The 15,857-nt window shown below is 62.1% G+C and carries 9 protein-coding genes; 5 read left to right on the top strand and 4 right to left on the bottom strand.

Annotated elements, in window-relative coordinates; all coding sequences use genetic code 11:
- The first annotated feature begins 502 nt into the window (after positions 1-502).
- The 4 genes from AACW30_RS25480 to AACW30_RS25465 all read left to right on the top strand — a co-directional run bounded on the left by AACW30_RS25480 (position 503) and on the right by AACW30_RS25465 (position 6,401).
- A complete protein-coding gene (locus tag AACW30_RS25480; protein WP_178125284.1) occupies positions 503-787 on the top strand; it encodes a DUF6124 family protein in 285 nt (94 codons plus the stop codon).
- A 147-nt stretch (positions 788-934) separates the two neighbouring features.
- On the top strand, positions 935-2,176 hold the full coding sequence (locus AACW30_RS25475; protein ID WP_200623759.1) for an exonuclease SbcCD subunit D C-terminal domain-containing protein: 1,242 nt from the start codon (positions 935-937) through the stop codon (positions 2,174-2,176).
- Positions 2,173-5,811, top strand: coding sequence for an AAA family ATPase (locus AACW30_RS25470; protein WP_200623758.1), 3,639 nt, complete (start codon positions 2,173-2,175; stop codon positions 5,809-5,811). The genes AACW30_RS25475 and AACW30_RS25470 overlap by 4 nt, the downstream gene beginning before the upstream one ends.
- Entirely contained in the window at positions 5,808-6,401 is a 594-nt protein-coding gene (locus AACW30_RS25465) for a glutathione S-transferase (RefSeq protein WP_200623757.1), read from the top strand. Before AACW30_RS25470 ends, AACW30_RS25465 begins: the two co-directional genes overlap by 4 nt.
- Positions 6,402-6,527: 126 nt before the next feature.
- Here the strand turns inward: AACW30_RS25465 and AACW30_RS25460 are convergent, their stop codons facing one another.
- The 3 genes from AACW30_RS25460 to AACW30_RS25450 form a co-directional block, all read right to left on the bottom strand.
- Positions 6,528-6,707, bottom strand: a complete 180-nt coding sequence (locus AACW30_RS25460) for a hypothetical protein (protein WP_065931250.1) — start codon at positions 6,705-6,707, stop codon at positions 6,528-6,530.
- Between the two features lie 156 nt (positions 6,708-6,863).
- Positions 6,864-8,039: a lactonase family protein gene (locus tag AACW30_RS25455; RefSeq protein WP_200623756.1), complete on the bottom strand. Its 1,176-nt coding sequence runs from the start codon at positions 8,037-8,039 to the stop codon at positions 6,864-6,866.
- Positions 8,026-8,313, bottom strand: a complete 288-nt coding sequence (locus tag AACW30_RS25450) for a DUF5629 family protein (protein ID WP_119735885.1) — start codon at positions 8,311-8,313, stop codon at positions 8,026-8,028. The genes AACW30_RS25455 and AACW30_RS25450 overlap by 14 nt, the downstream gene beginning before the upstream one ends.
- 141 nt (positions 8,314-8,454) lie before the next feature.
- Here AACW30_RS25450 and AACW30_RS25445 point away from each other — a divergent pair, with 141 nt between their 5' ends.
- A complete protein-coding gene (locus AACW30_RS25445) occupies positions 8,455-13,362 on the top strand; it encodes a hypothetical protein (protein ID WP_200623755.1) in 4,908 nt (1,635 codons plus the stop codon).
- Positions 13,363-13,464: 102 nt separating this feature from the next.
- On the opposite strand, the gene AACW30_RS25440 is transcribed toward AACW30_RS25445, so the two are convergent.
- On the bottom strand, positions 13,465-15,840 hold the full coding sequence (locus AACW30_RS25440; protein ID WP_106580502.1) for an efflux RND transporter permease subunit: 2,376 nt from the start codon (positions 15,838-15,840) through the stop codon (positions 13,465-13,467).
- Between the last annotated feature and the right edge of the window lie 17 nt (positions 15,841-15,857).

Genomic DNA, 15,857 nt, shown 5'->3' with positions numbered 1-15,857 from the left:
CACCGAGCCTAAGCGAGGTGCCGAGTGGTGGGGCAAAGATCTTTTGGTTACTTTTGGCTGGGCCGGCATTCCGGGCGTTTGCCAAAAGTGACCCGCTGTAAGAGCGGAACCCTAAGTGGCCGTAACCGCAGCAACGGATATGTACTCACCCCCCCGCCCCCACGGTAGATCAGTGCCACCTGATCGACACGCATTGTTAAAGGCCAGCAATCCACATCCCTTTAATTCGCGGGAAGTTTCCTAGACAATCCTTCGGCCTTGCGCCTGCCCACCTCACTGGCTAGCCTTCGCTCTGTCGCTGCATATCAGCGATCAGGGGTGAGATCCTGTGTAGGCGCCAAGTGTCACAACCGCGAGCAATATGCTCTATGGCGGCTGTGTGCGGGCAGACTTCGGTCTGGCCGGGTGCTCCTACCGGTTATCTCACCCCGCACATAGCTGCCACCTTTTGTCGAGTGAGATCTGCAAAAGAATGGCTCCCAATCTTCCAGGAGTTTCATTCATGAACAAAATCGTCCCCGACCCACCCCGCGAAATTTTTGAGCGTGCCCTGCGCCACTACTTGCAACCCGATTCACTGCCGTCCTTCGTCGCGCATCACGACCTCAGCTTCGAAGACGCCCTGGCCCAAATCTGCGACCTGCTGCGCTGTGCCGCCGCCACCGCGGCCAGCACCACGCAAACGCTGCTCGGCCATGAACGCGACATGGCGAGCGCCACCGAACACCTGATCAACAACGCCAAAACCTTGGCCGACCGCGCGCTGAACTGCCTGCACGCCGCATAACCCCTGTGGACGCTGGCGTGCCTGCAACACAGCCACCTCGCTCTGTCGGCACGCCAACCCCCACAGCCGATCTGGCTCGTCCGCGGGCACGGTGCAGGCTTTTACAGGTAAACTCCCCTCCTTTTCATCTTCTCCGCGGAGTTCGCCTTGCGTCTGTTCCACACCTCCGACTGGCACCTCGGCCAAAACCTGCATGGCCAGGAACGCGACTTCGAACACGCCTGCTTCCTCGAGTGGCTGCTGGGCCAATTAAAAGCCGAGCAGCCCGATGTGCTGCTGATCGCCGGCGATATCTTCGACACGGTCAACCCGCCGCTCAAGGCCCAGGAGCGGCTGTACGACTTCATCATCAGCGCCCACGAACACAACCCGAAACTCACGATTGTGATGATCGCCGGCAACCACGACTCCGGCTCGCGCATCGAATTGCCCGCGCCGTTGATGCGCCGCCTGCGCACGCATGCCCTGGGCCGCGTGCTGTGGCTGGATGACGGCCAACTGGATGCCGAGCGCCTGCTGATCCCGCTGCCTGACGCCAAAGGCAAGATCGCCGCCTGGTGCCTGGCGCTGCCGTTTTTGCGCCCGGCGGAAGTCACCGGTGCGCACTTGGGCGACGACTACCTGCGCGGCATCGGCCAGGTGCATGAATGGCTGATCGCCGCCGCCAATGCCAAACGCAAAAAAGGCCAGGCGCTGATTGCCATCAGCCATGCGCATATGGCCGGTGGTTCGGTGTCGGAAGACTCCGAGCGCAGCCTGATCATCGGCAATGCCGAGGCGCTGCCCGCCAGCCTGTTCGATGCCAGCGTGAGCTATGTGGCCCTGGGCCATTTGCACAAGCCACAAAAGGTGAACGGCGAAGAACGCATTCGCTACAGCGGCTCGCCGATTCCCCTGTCGTTTTCCGAAATCGGCTACAAGCACCAGATTCTCGACGTGACCTTCCAGGGCCAACGCCTGGTCGGCGTCGAGCCGCGCCTGATCCCGCGTTCGGTCAACCTGCAACGCCTGGACGCTGCGCCGCTGGCGGATATCCTCAAGCAACTGGCGGATCTGCCCGACATCGACCTGCTCGCCGAGACCCAACGCCACCCGTGGCTGGAAGTGCGGGTGCGCCTGGACGAGCCGCAACCGGACCAGCGCCAGCAAATCGAAACCGCCCTGCAAGGCAAGGCCGTGCGCCTGGTGCGCATCGCCGCTGAATATGCCGGCAAGCGCGGCAGCGACGCCACCGACGACGAGCGCCTGGTCGAACTCGACCAGCTCACGCCCCAGGAGCTGTTCAGCCGCGCCTGGCAGGACAACTACGGCAGTGAAGTGGATGAACAGACCTTGAAGGATTTCGCCGTGCTGCTCCAGGAAGTGCAACAGGCGGGTGAACAGCCATGAAGATTCTTGCCATCCGCCTGAAAAACCTTGCCTCACTAGCCGGCCCGTTTGAAATCGACTTTACCGCCGAGCCCCTGGCCAGCGCCGGGTTGTTTGCCATCACCGGGCCGACCGGCGCGGGCAAAAGTACCTTGCTCGATGCCTTGTGCCTGGCGCTGTTTGGCGCGGTGCCACGCCTGGGCGATACCGGCCAGGCCAAGATGCCGGATGCCGACAGCGACATTTCCATCGGCGACCCACGCACCCTGCTGCGCCGCGGCACCGGCGGTGGTTATGCCGAGGTGGACTTTGTCGGCGTCAACGGCCGTCGCTACCGTGCGCGCTGGGAGGCCAACCGCGCCCGCGACAAGGCCAGCGGCAAGTTGCAGAACAGCCGGCAAAGCCTGATCGACCTGGACAGCGACCAACTGCTGGCCAGCCAGAAGACCGAATACAAGACCCAGCTGGAACTGGCCCTGGGCCTGAATTTCGAGCAGTTCACCCGCGCGGTGTTGCTGGCGCAAAGTGAATTCAGCGCGTTCCTCAAGGCCAACGACAATGAGCGCAGCGAACTGCTGGAAAAGCTCACCGACACCGCGCTCTACACCCAGCTTGGCCGCCGCGCCTTCGACAAGGCCAAGGATGCCAAGGACGCGCACAAACAACTACAAGACCAGGCCACCGGCGTGGTGCCATTGGCCGCCGAGGCCCGTGCCGAACTGGATCAACAGTTAGCCACGGCGCAGCAGCAGCTCAAGACCCGGCAGGCCCAGCTCAAGCAGTTGGAGTTGCAGCACACCTGGCTCAAGGAGTTGCGCGAATGGCAGGAGCGCCAACAAAGCGCGACTGAGCAACTGCAACGCGCCCAGGCCGATTGGGATGGCCAGGGCCAGCAGCGCGAGGATTTGAGCCGCCTGGAGCACTTGGCGCCACAGCGCCATCAATTTGCTCGACAGGTTGAACTCGGCACGTTGCTGACGCCGCTCGCCGCGCAGATTCATCAGCACCGCGAGCAGCAAACCGCGCTGCACACGCGTCAGGAGCAGGCGCAAGCCCAGCAAGTGGCGGCCCAGGCGGCACTGGCTGAGGCGCTGAAGCACCAGGCCGACGCCGTGCCCTTGTTGCGCCAGGCCGTTGAAGCACAAAGCACCCTCGCCCACCTGACCAAGGACCTGGCCAAACGCACCGAAGACCAGCAGCAACACGAGGTCGCCTGCACCCAAGGCCAGACCTTGTTGAAGGGGTTGCAGGACAAACACACCCACGTTGCCGAACGCCTGCAACGCCTGGCTGCCGAGCTGGAGCGCAGCGCCACCCTGGCGCCGCTGAGCGATGCCTGGGGTGCTTACCGCGACCGTCTGCAACAGTTGATGCTGATCGGCAATCGCTTGAACAAAGGCCAGAGCGAACTGCCGCAGCTGGAACAACGCGCCACCATCGCCGCCGAAAAATTCGCTCAGCAACGTGACGCGCTGGACCTGTTGTATCAGGAAGCCGGCGCCGAGCCGCACGCGGTCGCCGAGCAGATCCAGCTACTGGCGAGCCTGCTGCAGGACAACCGCAAGCAGCAACGCGCCTTTGAAGACCTGACGCGCCTGTGGGACAACCAGCAGCAGCTGGATCAGCAAGTCACCGTCCTTACGCAAAAGCTCGCAGACGCCCACCAGCAACGTGAAAGCCTGATCCAATCTGGCCAGCAAGCACGGGTTGAACTGTCTACAGCCGAACATGCGCTGACCGTCACCAAGCAGTTGCTGGAGCGTCAACGCACGCTACGCAGTGAAAGCGTTGAAGAATTGCGCGCGAAACTCCAAGACGATCAGCCCTGCCCGGTATGTGGCAGCCAGGAACACCCCTTTCACCAACCTGAAGCGTTGCTGCAAAGCCTCGGACGCCATGACGAAAGTGAAGAGCAAACCGCACAAAAGGCCGTCGATACCCTCAATCAAAAACTGATCGAGTTGCGCGGTGAACTGGGCGGGGTGAATGCGCAGATAAAGGAATTTCTGAGCCAGCAAGAAGTACTGGTCACGTCGCAAAATGCCTCGGCGTCGAATTTGCAAGCGCACGCGCTCAGCGGCTCATTGTTCAATCAGGACGCCGCCAAGCGCAGCACTTGGCTGGCTCAGCAATTGGCGCAACTGACGCAAAGCATCACCCAGGACGAACAGCGCCAGGGCGCCCTGCTCAACCTGCAACAAAATGCCGGGCGTTTGCAGCAGCAGTTGCAAGCCGCTCAGGATGCGAGCCAGCAAGCCCGGCAGTTGCTGGTGGACCAGCAACGCGAGCTGTCCAACGACCGCGAACGTCTCGACGAAGAGCTGCATGCCTTCGCCAGCCTGCTGCCGGCCGAAACCCTCGAAGGCTTGCGCCGCGAACCGGCCGCGACCTTTATGCAGCTCGACCAGCAGGTCAACCAGCGCCTGGAACAGCTGGGCCATCAGCGCGATGAATTGGCCGAGCAGCAGGAACGTCAACAGGCCATCGAGAAAGAGCAGACCCATCAGCAGCATCGCCAGCAGCAACTGGATGCCTTGCATCAGCACGTCACCGAGTTGTCCGCGCAGCGACAGGCCGCGCAGGCACAACTCACGGCGCTGCTGGGCGATCACGCCAGCGCTGAGCAGTGGCAGCAGCAACTGGACCAGGCGGTGGCACAGGCACGTCAGCGCGAAACCGACGCCAATCAACAGCTGCAAGACCTGCGTAATGCCCTTGTTCAACTGGCTGCCGACCTCAAGGCGCAGCAGGAACGCCAACAGGCACTGACTGCTGAGCAGCACAGCCTCGACGAACGCCTGAGCGAATGGCGGGCGCTGCACCCCGAGCTGGATGACGAGGGGCTTACGCGCTTGCTGGCCTTTGATGACAGCCAGATCAGCGCGCTGCGCCAGCAGGTGCAACACAGCGAAAAAGCCGTCGAACAAGCCAAGGTGCTGCTGCACGAACGCGAGCAACGCCTCGCCGAGCATCAGGCCTTGCACAACGGCAACCTGGACGCCGATCAACTCGATGACAGCCTGGCCACGCTCAACCAACAATTGGCCGAGGGCGAAAAACACTGCGCCGAGCTGCGCGCGCGCCAGGCCGAAGACCAGCGCCGACAGGACGCCAACCACGCGCTGGCCGAACAGATCACCCAGGCCTATGAAGAATGGCAACGCTGGGCGCGCCTGAATGCGCTGATCGGTTCGGCCACCGGCGACACGTTCCGCAAGATCGCCCAGGCCTACAACCTGGACTTGCTCGTGCACCACGCCAACGTGCAATTGCGCCAACTGGTGCGCCGCTACCGCCTCAAACGCGGCGGCAGCATGCTCGGGCTGTTGGTGATGGACACAGAAATGGGCGATGAACTGCGCTCGGTGCACTCGTTGTCCGGGGGCGAAACCTTCCTGGTGTCGCTGGCGCTGGCGTTGGGCCTGGCGTCGATGGCGTCCAGTACGTTGAAGATCGAGTCACTGTTTATCGACGAAGGTTTCGGCAGCCTTGATCCGGAGTCGCTGCAATTGGCGATGGACGCCCTGGACGGTCTGCAGGCCCAGGGCCGCAAGGTGGCGGTGATTTCCCACGTACAGGAGATGCACGAGCGCATTCCAGTGCAGATCCAGGTCAAGCGTCAGGGCAATGGCTTGAGCACGCTGGAGGTCAAGTGAGCGAGGCGCTGCTGTATTCGTTCCGGCGCTGCCCGTATGCGATGCGCGCGCGAATGGCGTTGCGCTACGCGGGCGTGCCCGTGCAGATCGTCGAGGTGAGCCTGAAAGCCAAGCCGGCCGACATGCTCGCGCTGTCGCCCAAGGGCACGGTGCCGGTATTGAGTGTGGACGGTCGGGTCATTGAGGAAAGCCTGGAGATCATGCTCTGGGCCCTGGCGCAGCACGACCCTGACGACTGGTTGCTCAAGGGCGACCCACGGGTGCTGCAACTGATCGCCGAGAACGACCAGGCCTTCAAACATCACTTGAATCGATACAAGTATGCCGAGCGCTACCCGGAGCTACCGATGGAACATTATCGGGCCGAGGGCGCGGTGTTTTTGCGTGCACTGGAGGCTTTGTTGGCGGATCGGGCGTTTTTGCTGGCCGAGCATTTGAGCCTGGCCGATGTGGCACTGGCGCCGTTTGTGCGTCAGTTTGCGCACGTGGACCGCGAGTGGTTCGCCAGCGCGCCGTATCCTCGTTTGCAGACCTGGCTGCAGCGTTTTCTGGAATCAGCGCTGTTTGTCGCGGTAATGGCAAAACCCTGAGCCCAACACAATCAAATGTGGGAGCAGGCTTGCCTGCGATGCCGACAACTCGTTCCAACGGATACACCGAGTTGCTTTCATCGCAGGCAAGCCAGCTCCCACATGTGACCGTCGCTCAGCTCATGCTCAGTGCTGGGCCTTGTGATCCAGTGCGGCGTAGAAGTTGGCACTCTGTTGCAGGTATTTCTGGGTGTAGGCCGTGGTGTTGGATTTTTTGCCGGACACTTCCACGCTGGCGGCGGCAGGCAATGCCACGGTGGCGGAAACAGCGGAAGCGGCGATGATGGAGAAGAGGTTCAAGTTCATATCGGTAACCCTTGTGTTCGTTGGTTTAGGTGGCCGGGGAAGGCCTTGGAACCCAACTTACGCCCGAGGGCTGAACCTTGGTAATGCTTTGAAACAGTAGCCGCTATCAATAGAATTAATACACCGAGTCAGGCCCCGCATGGCGGGGCCTGTGGCTTATTGACGCACCAGAAACTTCAGGTCACTGGGGGCATCGATCGGCAGTTTCTGCACGGTTTTACCCAGCAGGCCGGTCTTGGGGTCGCGTTCGACTACCACGATTTCGTTGCTTTTCTGGTTGGCGATCAGCAAAAACTTGCCGCTCGGGTCCAGGCTGAACTCGCGCGGGTGGTCACCTTCCACGGAGCGGCGCTGCAGTTCCTTGAGGTGCGCGGTGGCCGGGTCGATGCTGAACACCAGCATCTGGTTGGCGGTGCCGCGGTTGCTCACGTACAGGAATTTGCCGTCGCTGGAGGCGTGCAGCGCCGCACCGGCCTTGTCGGCCACCGGCTGCCCGGCAGCAAAATCGACCAGTTGGGTCTGGCTGAGCTTGCCGTCGTTGTAATCGAACACGGCGACCTGAGCGCTCATCTCGGTGGTCAGCCAGGCATGCTTGCCATCCGCGCTGAACAGCAAGTGACGCGGGCCGCTGCCCGGTGGCATTGGCACGGCCGCAGGGGTGGCCGGGGTCAGCGGCAGTTCAGGGTTGGCCTTGGGGTCGTAGTGGTAGGCAAACACCTTGTCGGCGCCCAGGTCCTGAACAAACACGTATTTGCCGTCCGGCGATGACACCACCGAATGCACATGGTTGGAGGCCTGGCGCTCCGGGTTTACCCGGCTGGACGGATGCCCGCTCAGTTGCACCGGCGCCGACAGTTTGCCAGCGGCGTCAACCGGCAGGACTGCGAGGCTGCCACCCGGATCTTCGAGTACCGAATAGTTGGCAACGAACAGGTAACGCCCATCAGCGGCAAGGCTGGAATGGGTGGGTTCATTGCCCAGGCTCTGCACCTGGTTGATCAGGGTCAATTGATGGTTCTGCGGGTCAATGCTGTAGCTGCTGACGCGGCCGACCGGGTCTTTCTGGCCCTGGCCGTTCTCGTTGACCACGAACAAATGCTTCTGGTCTTTGGAGATCGTCAGCCACGACGGGTTGGCCGCCTTCGCGGCCAGTACCGGCTTGCCGCTGAATTGACCGGTACGGCTGTCAAACTGCAGGCGGTAGATACCCTCGCTGGTACCGGCGGTGTAGCTGCCCACCAGCAGTTCGTAGGTGTCTGCCGGGGCGGCTTGCACCGACATGGCACCGACACTGCCCGCCATCAGCAGGGGCCAGAATTTACGCATCATCATCCGCTTCATCCTCGTCGTTATTGTTGCCGGTGAAAGCGCTCATGCAGATCAGGCGGTGTTCGCCTGAATCACCGGTAAGGGTCCAGCTTTGCAAGGTGTCATCGAAGGTGGCGGCCTGCACCTGTTCCAGGCTGAAACGCCAGCGTTTTTCAGCACGACCGTCCATGGCAGTGATCAGCAAGGCCTGTTCATCAAAGGTGAAATCAAAGGCATGCAGGCCATCGATTTCAAGCATGTCGGAAGTCTTCAGGACGGCAGGCAAATTATCAGTCATCACAGTCTTTCATCAGGTTCAAAGCGCTAATGATAGGCCAGTTTGCTGCCTGCACCTAAGGCCATAACGGGCTACCGCCTCCGGGCGACGCAGCGCATTACTTTGCTGGGGCGCGTTTTGCTCCCCTGTAAAGGAATACCCATGACAGACCCGAACACCGTCCCTGCTGCACACCCGGCCCGACAAGCGGTTGAAGCCCGGTTTCTCACTCGCCCGACGCTGCGCTCAGTCACTGCGCAGTTGCTGGCCGACCACTTGAAGGAAAAATACCCGCCGCTGCGCTCTGCGCTCGCTGACCTGCGCCTGGCCATACCCCGTGACGGCGGCGGACGCAGCTTGCTCCCGTTGCTGGAGGTGGCGCTCAGTCACCTGGCCGATGGCAGCTTTCCCGATGTGTCCATGCGCTACGGCCTGGACTGCTACCTGGGCGACGCCACGGGAACCCGGCTGAGCTTTGAGGCCGATGGCCCGCACGACTATGACCTGGCAGTCATCGAAGCCGTTATCAGAGAACTGCCGCTGATTCTGAGTATCGCTTTTCAAGACGCCTTGGCAGCCTACTGGAACCAGGACACGGAGGCCGGGGGCAGCCGCTGGCAGTGGCTGGCCCGCGTGCTGCACGGCGCGCTGCTCGACTCGGCCATTCGCCAGCCAGGGAGCCTGGCACGACAGCTCGATACGCTCCTCACACTGGCCCGTTACCCCGAGCGCAGTACGCGCGCCCAGCGCCCCTGGCCACAGAAGGCCGTGCGCGCCTATACCCTGGAAACCGTTCTGGAGCAGGCAGGCAGCCGACTCACCCTGCAAGCCAGCGATGTGCTGGTGGTCGCCCCGACGCAGGTGTTGCTATGCCGCGTATCGGGGCAGATCGAGGCGTACGCCGACCTCGAAGCCTTCGGCCAGGCCTGGGGAATGCACCTGCAGCAGCGTTTTCGCGCGCAGCGCATCACCTGGAAGCAGTACGAGCCCGACGGCAATATTTTCGAGGTGCAAGCCGCGCTCATACTTGAGGGGCAACTGGACACTCTCGCAGCCATTGAGCTCCCGGCCGGGTCCAGCGTGCAGGCCTTGGAGCTGCGGTTTGCTGCCGCTACAAACCCGGCGCAAGTCTTCAGCCCCTCGACCACCACACCGCTGGCAACCCTGAATTCGATCCGCGCAGCCCTGCCCGCCTGGCTGCAGCACGCCGGCGCGGCCGAGCGCCTTGCTTACCGTGAGTGCCTGCTTGAACAGGCCGGCATCCGCCGCTTGACCCTTGGCGATTCGGATTTCGACAGCCTGGAGACCCTGCGCAGCTATGCAACCGAACATTTGAACCACCAACTGTGCCTGGATCGCAGCGTCGCCCTGGGTGGCCAACGCGCCTGCGACGCTGCCGCTCGATCGAGTGGCTACCACGCCGACGATCTGCAACTGACCTTTCACGTGGCGGTGGGCACCCTGGCCGGCGGTTATGTCGAACCGGTGACCCTGAGCCTGGTGGATCTGGCCCTGAAAAACCTCTCGGGCGCGCCCAATGGCCGCATGACACTCAGCCACCGCACCGGTCGGGCAATCGAAGCCTGGCTGACAGCCGACGGCATTCGCCAACTGGTCCAGCGTGTCGACATCGGCAAAAATTACCCTCTTTACCTGCGCCAGGAGCTGCTCGGCGATACCGAGGCCGCTCAAAAACGCAAGCGCCTGTTCGAACAGCAACGGCCGGTGCAGCTGAAAACCCAAGCGCTGGAGCACAGGCTCAAAGGCGAAGCTGGCCTGACACCGCGCGGCATCCTGTGGGTGAATGCCGTGCTGAGCCCGGCCTGCTCGGGGCGCCAGGTCGACGGCGAGAGCATCGTCATGCGGGTGCTGGCCTTGGTGCGCAAGCCCGGCGCCACGGCGGACGTGGTGCAAAACATGTTCATCATCGAGCCCCTCGATACGCAACGAGGCCCGCACCTGCTGTATCGGCCGGCCTATCGCGACTCGCTGCTGGAGTTTGCCAGTCGCGACAGCCTGCTGGCCGCCCTCGTACGGCCCGGCGCGTTGCAGGACAGCGTTTTGACCTGGTTGCCGGACTCGGCCAGGGCCATCTACAGCAACGGTGGGTTTACCCAGCCTCACTACGTGCGGGTCGGCCTGGGCTCGGAATTCGACCCGCTGCCGCGCGTGCCTGAACCTGCGCAGTTGGCCGCCGCTGGCGACCAGAGCAGCGACGAAATCCTCCAGGCCCTGAACAATGGCAGCCTCATGGAGTACCTGTTCGGCTGCGAGACTCGGCAACTGCTGGCGCAGGCTGAGCGCGAGTCCACGTCCAATAGCGAGAGCCGCTGGGCGTTGATCCTGGAAGGTATGCAGCTGGGCTTCAATACCCTGCTGATGGCCGTGCGCGGGCCGCTGGCGGCAATCGGCTGGCTGATGCAACTGGTGCAGGGCCTGACGCACGATGTGCCGGCGCTGGAAAGTGACGACCCTCAGACGCAGGCGCTGGCGTGGGTCGATCTGCTGCAAAACATCGCTTTGCTGCTGGTGCATCACGGCTCGCTCACGGCGGCGCCGGTGCACCCTGTACTGGACGAAGCCTTGCCCATGTTCCCGGCGTTGCGGCGTGCAGCGTTGGGCGCGGCAACCAGCCAGCCGGCGATTGAACGTGGCACGGTCGGTCTGCCTTGCGAACCGCCCGGCGGTGGCCGCACGCTGGTGGATTTCGATCATTCGCTGGCCAGCGACGCAGCATCGGCAGCGCTGCTGGAAAAACTGCGGGCATTCAGCCTGCCCTGGCCACAGCCCCTACCTGCGCAGGTTAGCGCCGGGCGTCACCTGGGTTTGTATAACCTCAATGGGGTCTGGCATGCCTCGGTCGGAGGTTTGCTGTTCAGGGCCAGCATCGTTCCGGGTTTTGGCGACGTGTATATCGTGCACCCCGAAAAAACCGACCACCCCGGCATCAAGCTTCGCACCGATGGAAAAGGCCATTGGACACTGGACCGCGGCCTCAAGCTGGTGGGCGGTGGCCCCAAGCGGATGGCGGCCTTGCGCGAGGAAAACCAGCGTAGAAAAAACGCGCTGCTCGCACGCGGGCAGGCACTCAATACGCAAATAACCCACTTGATGGCGCCCTTCCTGGCCTCCATGGAGCAGATGTTATCTGCCGCCACCGCCTTGAAAAACCAGCGCAAAACCGTGCAACTGGTCTGGAATCTTTTGCAAAAAGCAACGCCGGAGCAACAGCCGGCCCTGACGGCGCGGCACCAGCAGGAGACCCTGAACCACCAGCAGCGACGCACCGAGTTTCAGATTCTGCTGCAGAACCTCGAAGACCAATTTGCCCAGTCCCTGCCCCCACGCCTGGAAATGGTCAAGGTGGGCCAGGAGCTGGAAAGGGTCGGCGGCGCCGGCGTGCACGTGCATGACCGGGCAAAAATCCTGGGGACCCTATGGAACCAGCAGTCGGCCATCCAGACGTTGTTGTTGGACCGGTTGAACGCCATGCGTTTTTCCAGCGCGGGCGAGCCCATGGCGCAGATGGCACGCAGGATGTTTGTCGACAACCTGCTGGGAGACACCACCGTCTACGACGAATACATCCGCAACACGGTTGAATCGGCCAATATCCGCGAGCACATGGCCGAGGTCGCGGCGGTCATGGAGCATACGCTCGAACAACTGGAACAGGACTCGGTGGCGGGCCGTGTGATCCGCCAGGAATGCCTGACGCAGATCCAATACCCGCAGAATTTTTTCGCCAACAACCTGAGGCTCAATGCGCTCAATTACCTCGCCGCCGCCAGCGTGGCGACGGCCGACCGACGATTGCCACCCCAGGAGGACTTTTACCTCAACCGGCTTGAACAAAGCGACCTGGCCCAAGCCCTGCAGTCTCACGTCGAAGTGCGCAGCGGTGCCGAGTACCCGCTGGCCGAGCAACGTAATGTGTATGAGACGGTCCTTGACCGGTACCGCCGTCATGAGGATGCGATTCGTGCCCTCAAGGCGCTCAACCCCGGGCGCCTGCGCCCGGAGGCCGAACGCCTGCTGACAGGCCTTGAATTTGCCCAGGCGCTTGCGCAAAGCGAACTTGAAGCGGTGGTACGCAAACAGGAAGAGCTGGACGTCGTGCTGCCCTTGTCGAAAACCCTGCGTCCCAAAAACCCGGCCAAACGGGTATTTAAAACCCGCAAAAAAGCCTACCTCATCGGTGAGCTCAAGCCTGCCGATGCACAGAACAGCCAGGAGCAACTGACCCTCACCGACGCCTTGACCGGTGAAACCATTGCCTCGTTCAGCCAACACGCAGACGGTTGGGCCACGACCGCGAAGGACCCGGCGGCTGCCCCGGCCGGCGCAGCCCAGGTTCGCTCACTGGCCACCCTCAAAGGCCTGGCCCAGGCGCTGATCGAACAACGCAAAGGCATTGAACAACTGATCACGGCCGAGCAGCAAAAACTCGACTCGCCGTTGACCCGTCAACACGTCGACCCGGGTGACTGGAATGAAATGCTCATGGGCCACGCCGGAAAACTCACGGCCTTGGCCGATGAGTTGGCACGCGACCATCTGACGCAAAAAACCGCGGTGCAACGCCTGATCGATGAATACCGGGCACACGCCAGGGACATCAGCCGGCTGGCGCAGCGCGTGTGCAGTGCGGCGTACAAACGGCAATGGCCGACCCAGGAGAGCCTCAATTACCTGTGGGAACAAAAACAGATCGACATCAACCTGACCAGCCTGGCCGACCCGCAACGCCCGACCCTCAGCGGCGACTTCTTCACCGAGTACGCGGTGTACGACAAGGCCAAGAAACCGCCGGTGGTGTTGTGGTATGCGCACTTTCATTACGCCCATGCCGACGCCCTGCCCGCCCACTACACGCGGGCCCACCTGAAGCTGCCGGAACAGCGCAAGTACACGCAGAAGGACTTGCTCAAGCAGCGTGTCCAGGCCGACCTTCAAACCCGCACGGAACCCGGCGCCGACCCGCTGACCCACATTCTGTATGTGCTGATTACGCCGCCCGTGGATCAGTTGTTCCTGGCCATCGCGCCAGTGCCACGGGCACCGCGCTGACGCCTTGCCCTGTGCTTTACGCTGGGCCACTTCCTAACCTGACAGGCCGTGTGGCAAGGGCATTGCGCCCTTGCCACGCGGCACTGCGCGACGGTGTCGGGCTTAGTGTGCAAACAGCGAGTTGCCCTTCTGCCCCGCGAGTTTTTCAGGCTTGATCAGGAACCGTGCCAGCGCCGGCAGCAGCCACAGCGCGCCGAACATGTTCCACAGCAGCATGAAGGTCAGCATCAGGCCCATGTCGGCCTGGAACTTGATGGCCGAGAAGATCCAGGTGCACACGCCGATGGCCAGGCACAAGCCGGTGAACAGCACGGCTTTGCCGGTCGACTTGAGCGTCTGGTAGTAGGCCTCTTGCAGGGGCAGGCCGGCGCGCAGGAAGCTTTCCAGACGGCTGTAGATGTAAATGCCGTAATCCACGCCAATCCCCACGCCCAGCGCCACCACCGGCAGGGTCGCGACCTTGACGCCGATGCCCATGAACGCCATCAACGCGTTGCCCAGCACCGAGGTCAGCACCAGCGGCAGCACGATGCACAGGGTGGCGGCCCACGAGCGGAAGGTGATCATGCACATGGTCGCCACGCACAGGTACACCAGGATGAGGATGGTCAGTTCCGACTCTTTGATCACCTCATTGGTCGCCGCTTCGATCCCGGCGTTGCCGGCGGCAAGGATGAATTCCAGGCCGTCCTTGTTGTTTTCCTTGGCAAAATCCTGCACCGCATGCACTGCGCGGTCGAGCGTTTCGGCCTTGTGGTCGTTGAGGAACACCAGCACCGGCGCCAGCGAGCAATTGTTGTTGTACAGGCCGTCGGCGCGGGCAATGGAGTTGTTCAGCACGTCGGGGTTGCGCGACAGGGTTTCCCATTTCAGGTTGCCCTCGTTCATGCCCTTGATCATCTGCTTGGACACGGTCACCAACGAGATCGCCGACTGCACGCCTTCGGTGTTCTGCATCTTCCACATCAACTGGTCGATGGGCGCCATGGCTTCGTAGCGCGAGCAGCCTTCGGCACGGGTCTTGACCATTACCACCAGCACGTCGGAGCTGGTGGAGTAGTTGTTGATGATGAAGTTGTTGTCCTTGTTGTAGCGCGAGTCCGGGCGCAGTTCCGGCGCGCCCTGGTCGAGGTCGCCGATCTTCAGGTTCTGGCTGTACCAGAGACCGCCACCGAAGGCGATCAGCGCCAGCAGGATAGACACCGGCGCGACCTTGGCGCTGGCGAATTTGGACAGCAGGCGCCAGAACGGGTGTTCGCGGTGCGCGTCTTTCTTGCTTTTGGCGATGGCGCGTTTACTGATGCCTACGTAGGAGATCGCCACCGGCAGCAGGATCAGGTTGGTGAACACAATCACCGCCACGCCGATGGAGGCGCCGATGGCCAGCTCGCGGATCACGCCGATGTCGATGATCAGCAATGTGATAAAGCCCACCGCGTCGGCGAGAATCGCGATCATCCCCGGCAAAAACAATTGCCGGAACGTGCGTCGGGCGGCGGTCAGCGCGTTGTCCGCCTCACTGGATTGCAGCGCAATGCCGTTGATCTTCTGCACGCCGTGGGAAATACCGATGGCAAAGATCAGGAACGGCACCAACATCGAATACGGGTCGAGGCCGAAACCGAAGAAATGCATCAGGCCGAGCTGCCAGACCACTGCCACCAGCGTGGTGCTCAATACCGCGACGGTGCTGCGCAGGCAGTTGGTGAACCACAGCAGCAGAATCAGGGTGATGACGAATGCGATGCCGAAGAACATCACCACCATCACCAGGCCGTCGATCAGGTCGCCGACCTTCTTGGCAAACCCGACGATGTGAATCTTGACGTTGGGGTTTTGTGCTTCGAACTTGTCGCGGATCTTGTCTTCAAGTTCGTGGGAAAACTTGCGGTAGTCCAGGGCCAGCAACTTGCCCTGGTCCTGTGGGTCCGGGTAGGACTCCAGCAGCGGGATGTCGACAATGCTCGACTTGAAGTCGTTGGCCACCAGGCGCCCCACCTGGCCGGACTTGAGCACGTTGTTGCGCAACTGGTCGAGGCTTTCCGGCGAGCCGTTGTAGCTCTGCGGGATCACTTCGCCGCCGGCAAAGCCTTCCTCGGTGACCTCGGTCCAGCGCACGCTGGGGCTCCACAGCGACTTGAGGCCCGAGCGGTCGACGCCGGAGATGTAGAACACCTCGTCGTTGATCTGGCGCAGGGTCTCCATGTATTCCTTGGTGAAGATGTCACCGTCCTTGGCCTCCACGGAGATGCGCACCGTGTTGCCCAGGTTGGCCAGGTCATTGCGGTGCTCCATCATCTTTTCGATGAAGGGGTGCTTGAGCGGGATCATCTTTTCAAAACTGGTGGACGGGCGAATCAACGTCGCCTGCCAGAACAGAAAAATGCTCACCAGCAGGCAGATGACGATCACTGCCGGGCGGTTGTTGAAGATCAGGCGCTCAAGAAAGGTCGCTTTATCGTTGTGATGACTGCTCATTGAAACCCCGCCTTCTT

The organism is Pseudomonas sp. MF6747 (genome assembly GCF_963890955.1).
GTDB lineage: Bacteria > Pseudomonadota > Gammaproteobacteria > Pseudomonadales > Pseudomonadaceae > Aquipseudomonas.
The sequence above is the reverse complement of the archived record's forward strand: the minus strand, read 5'-3'. Positions and strand labels throughout refer to the sequence as shown.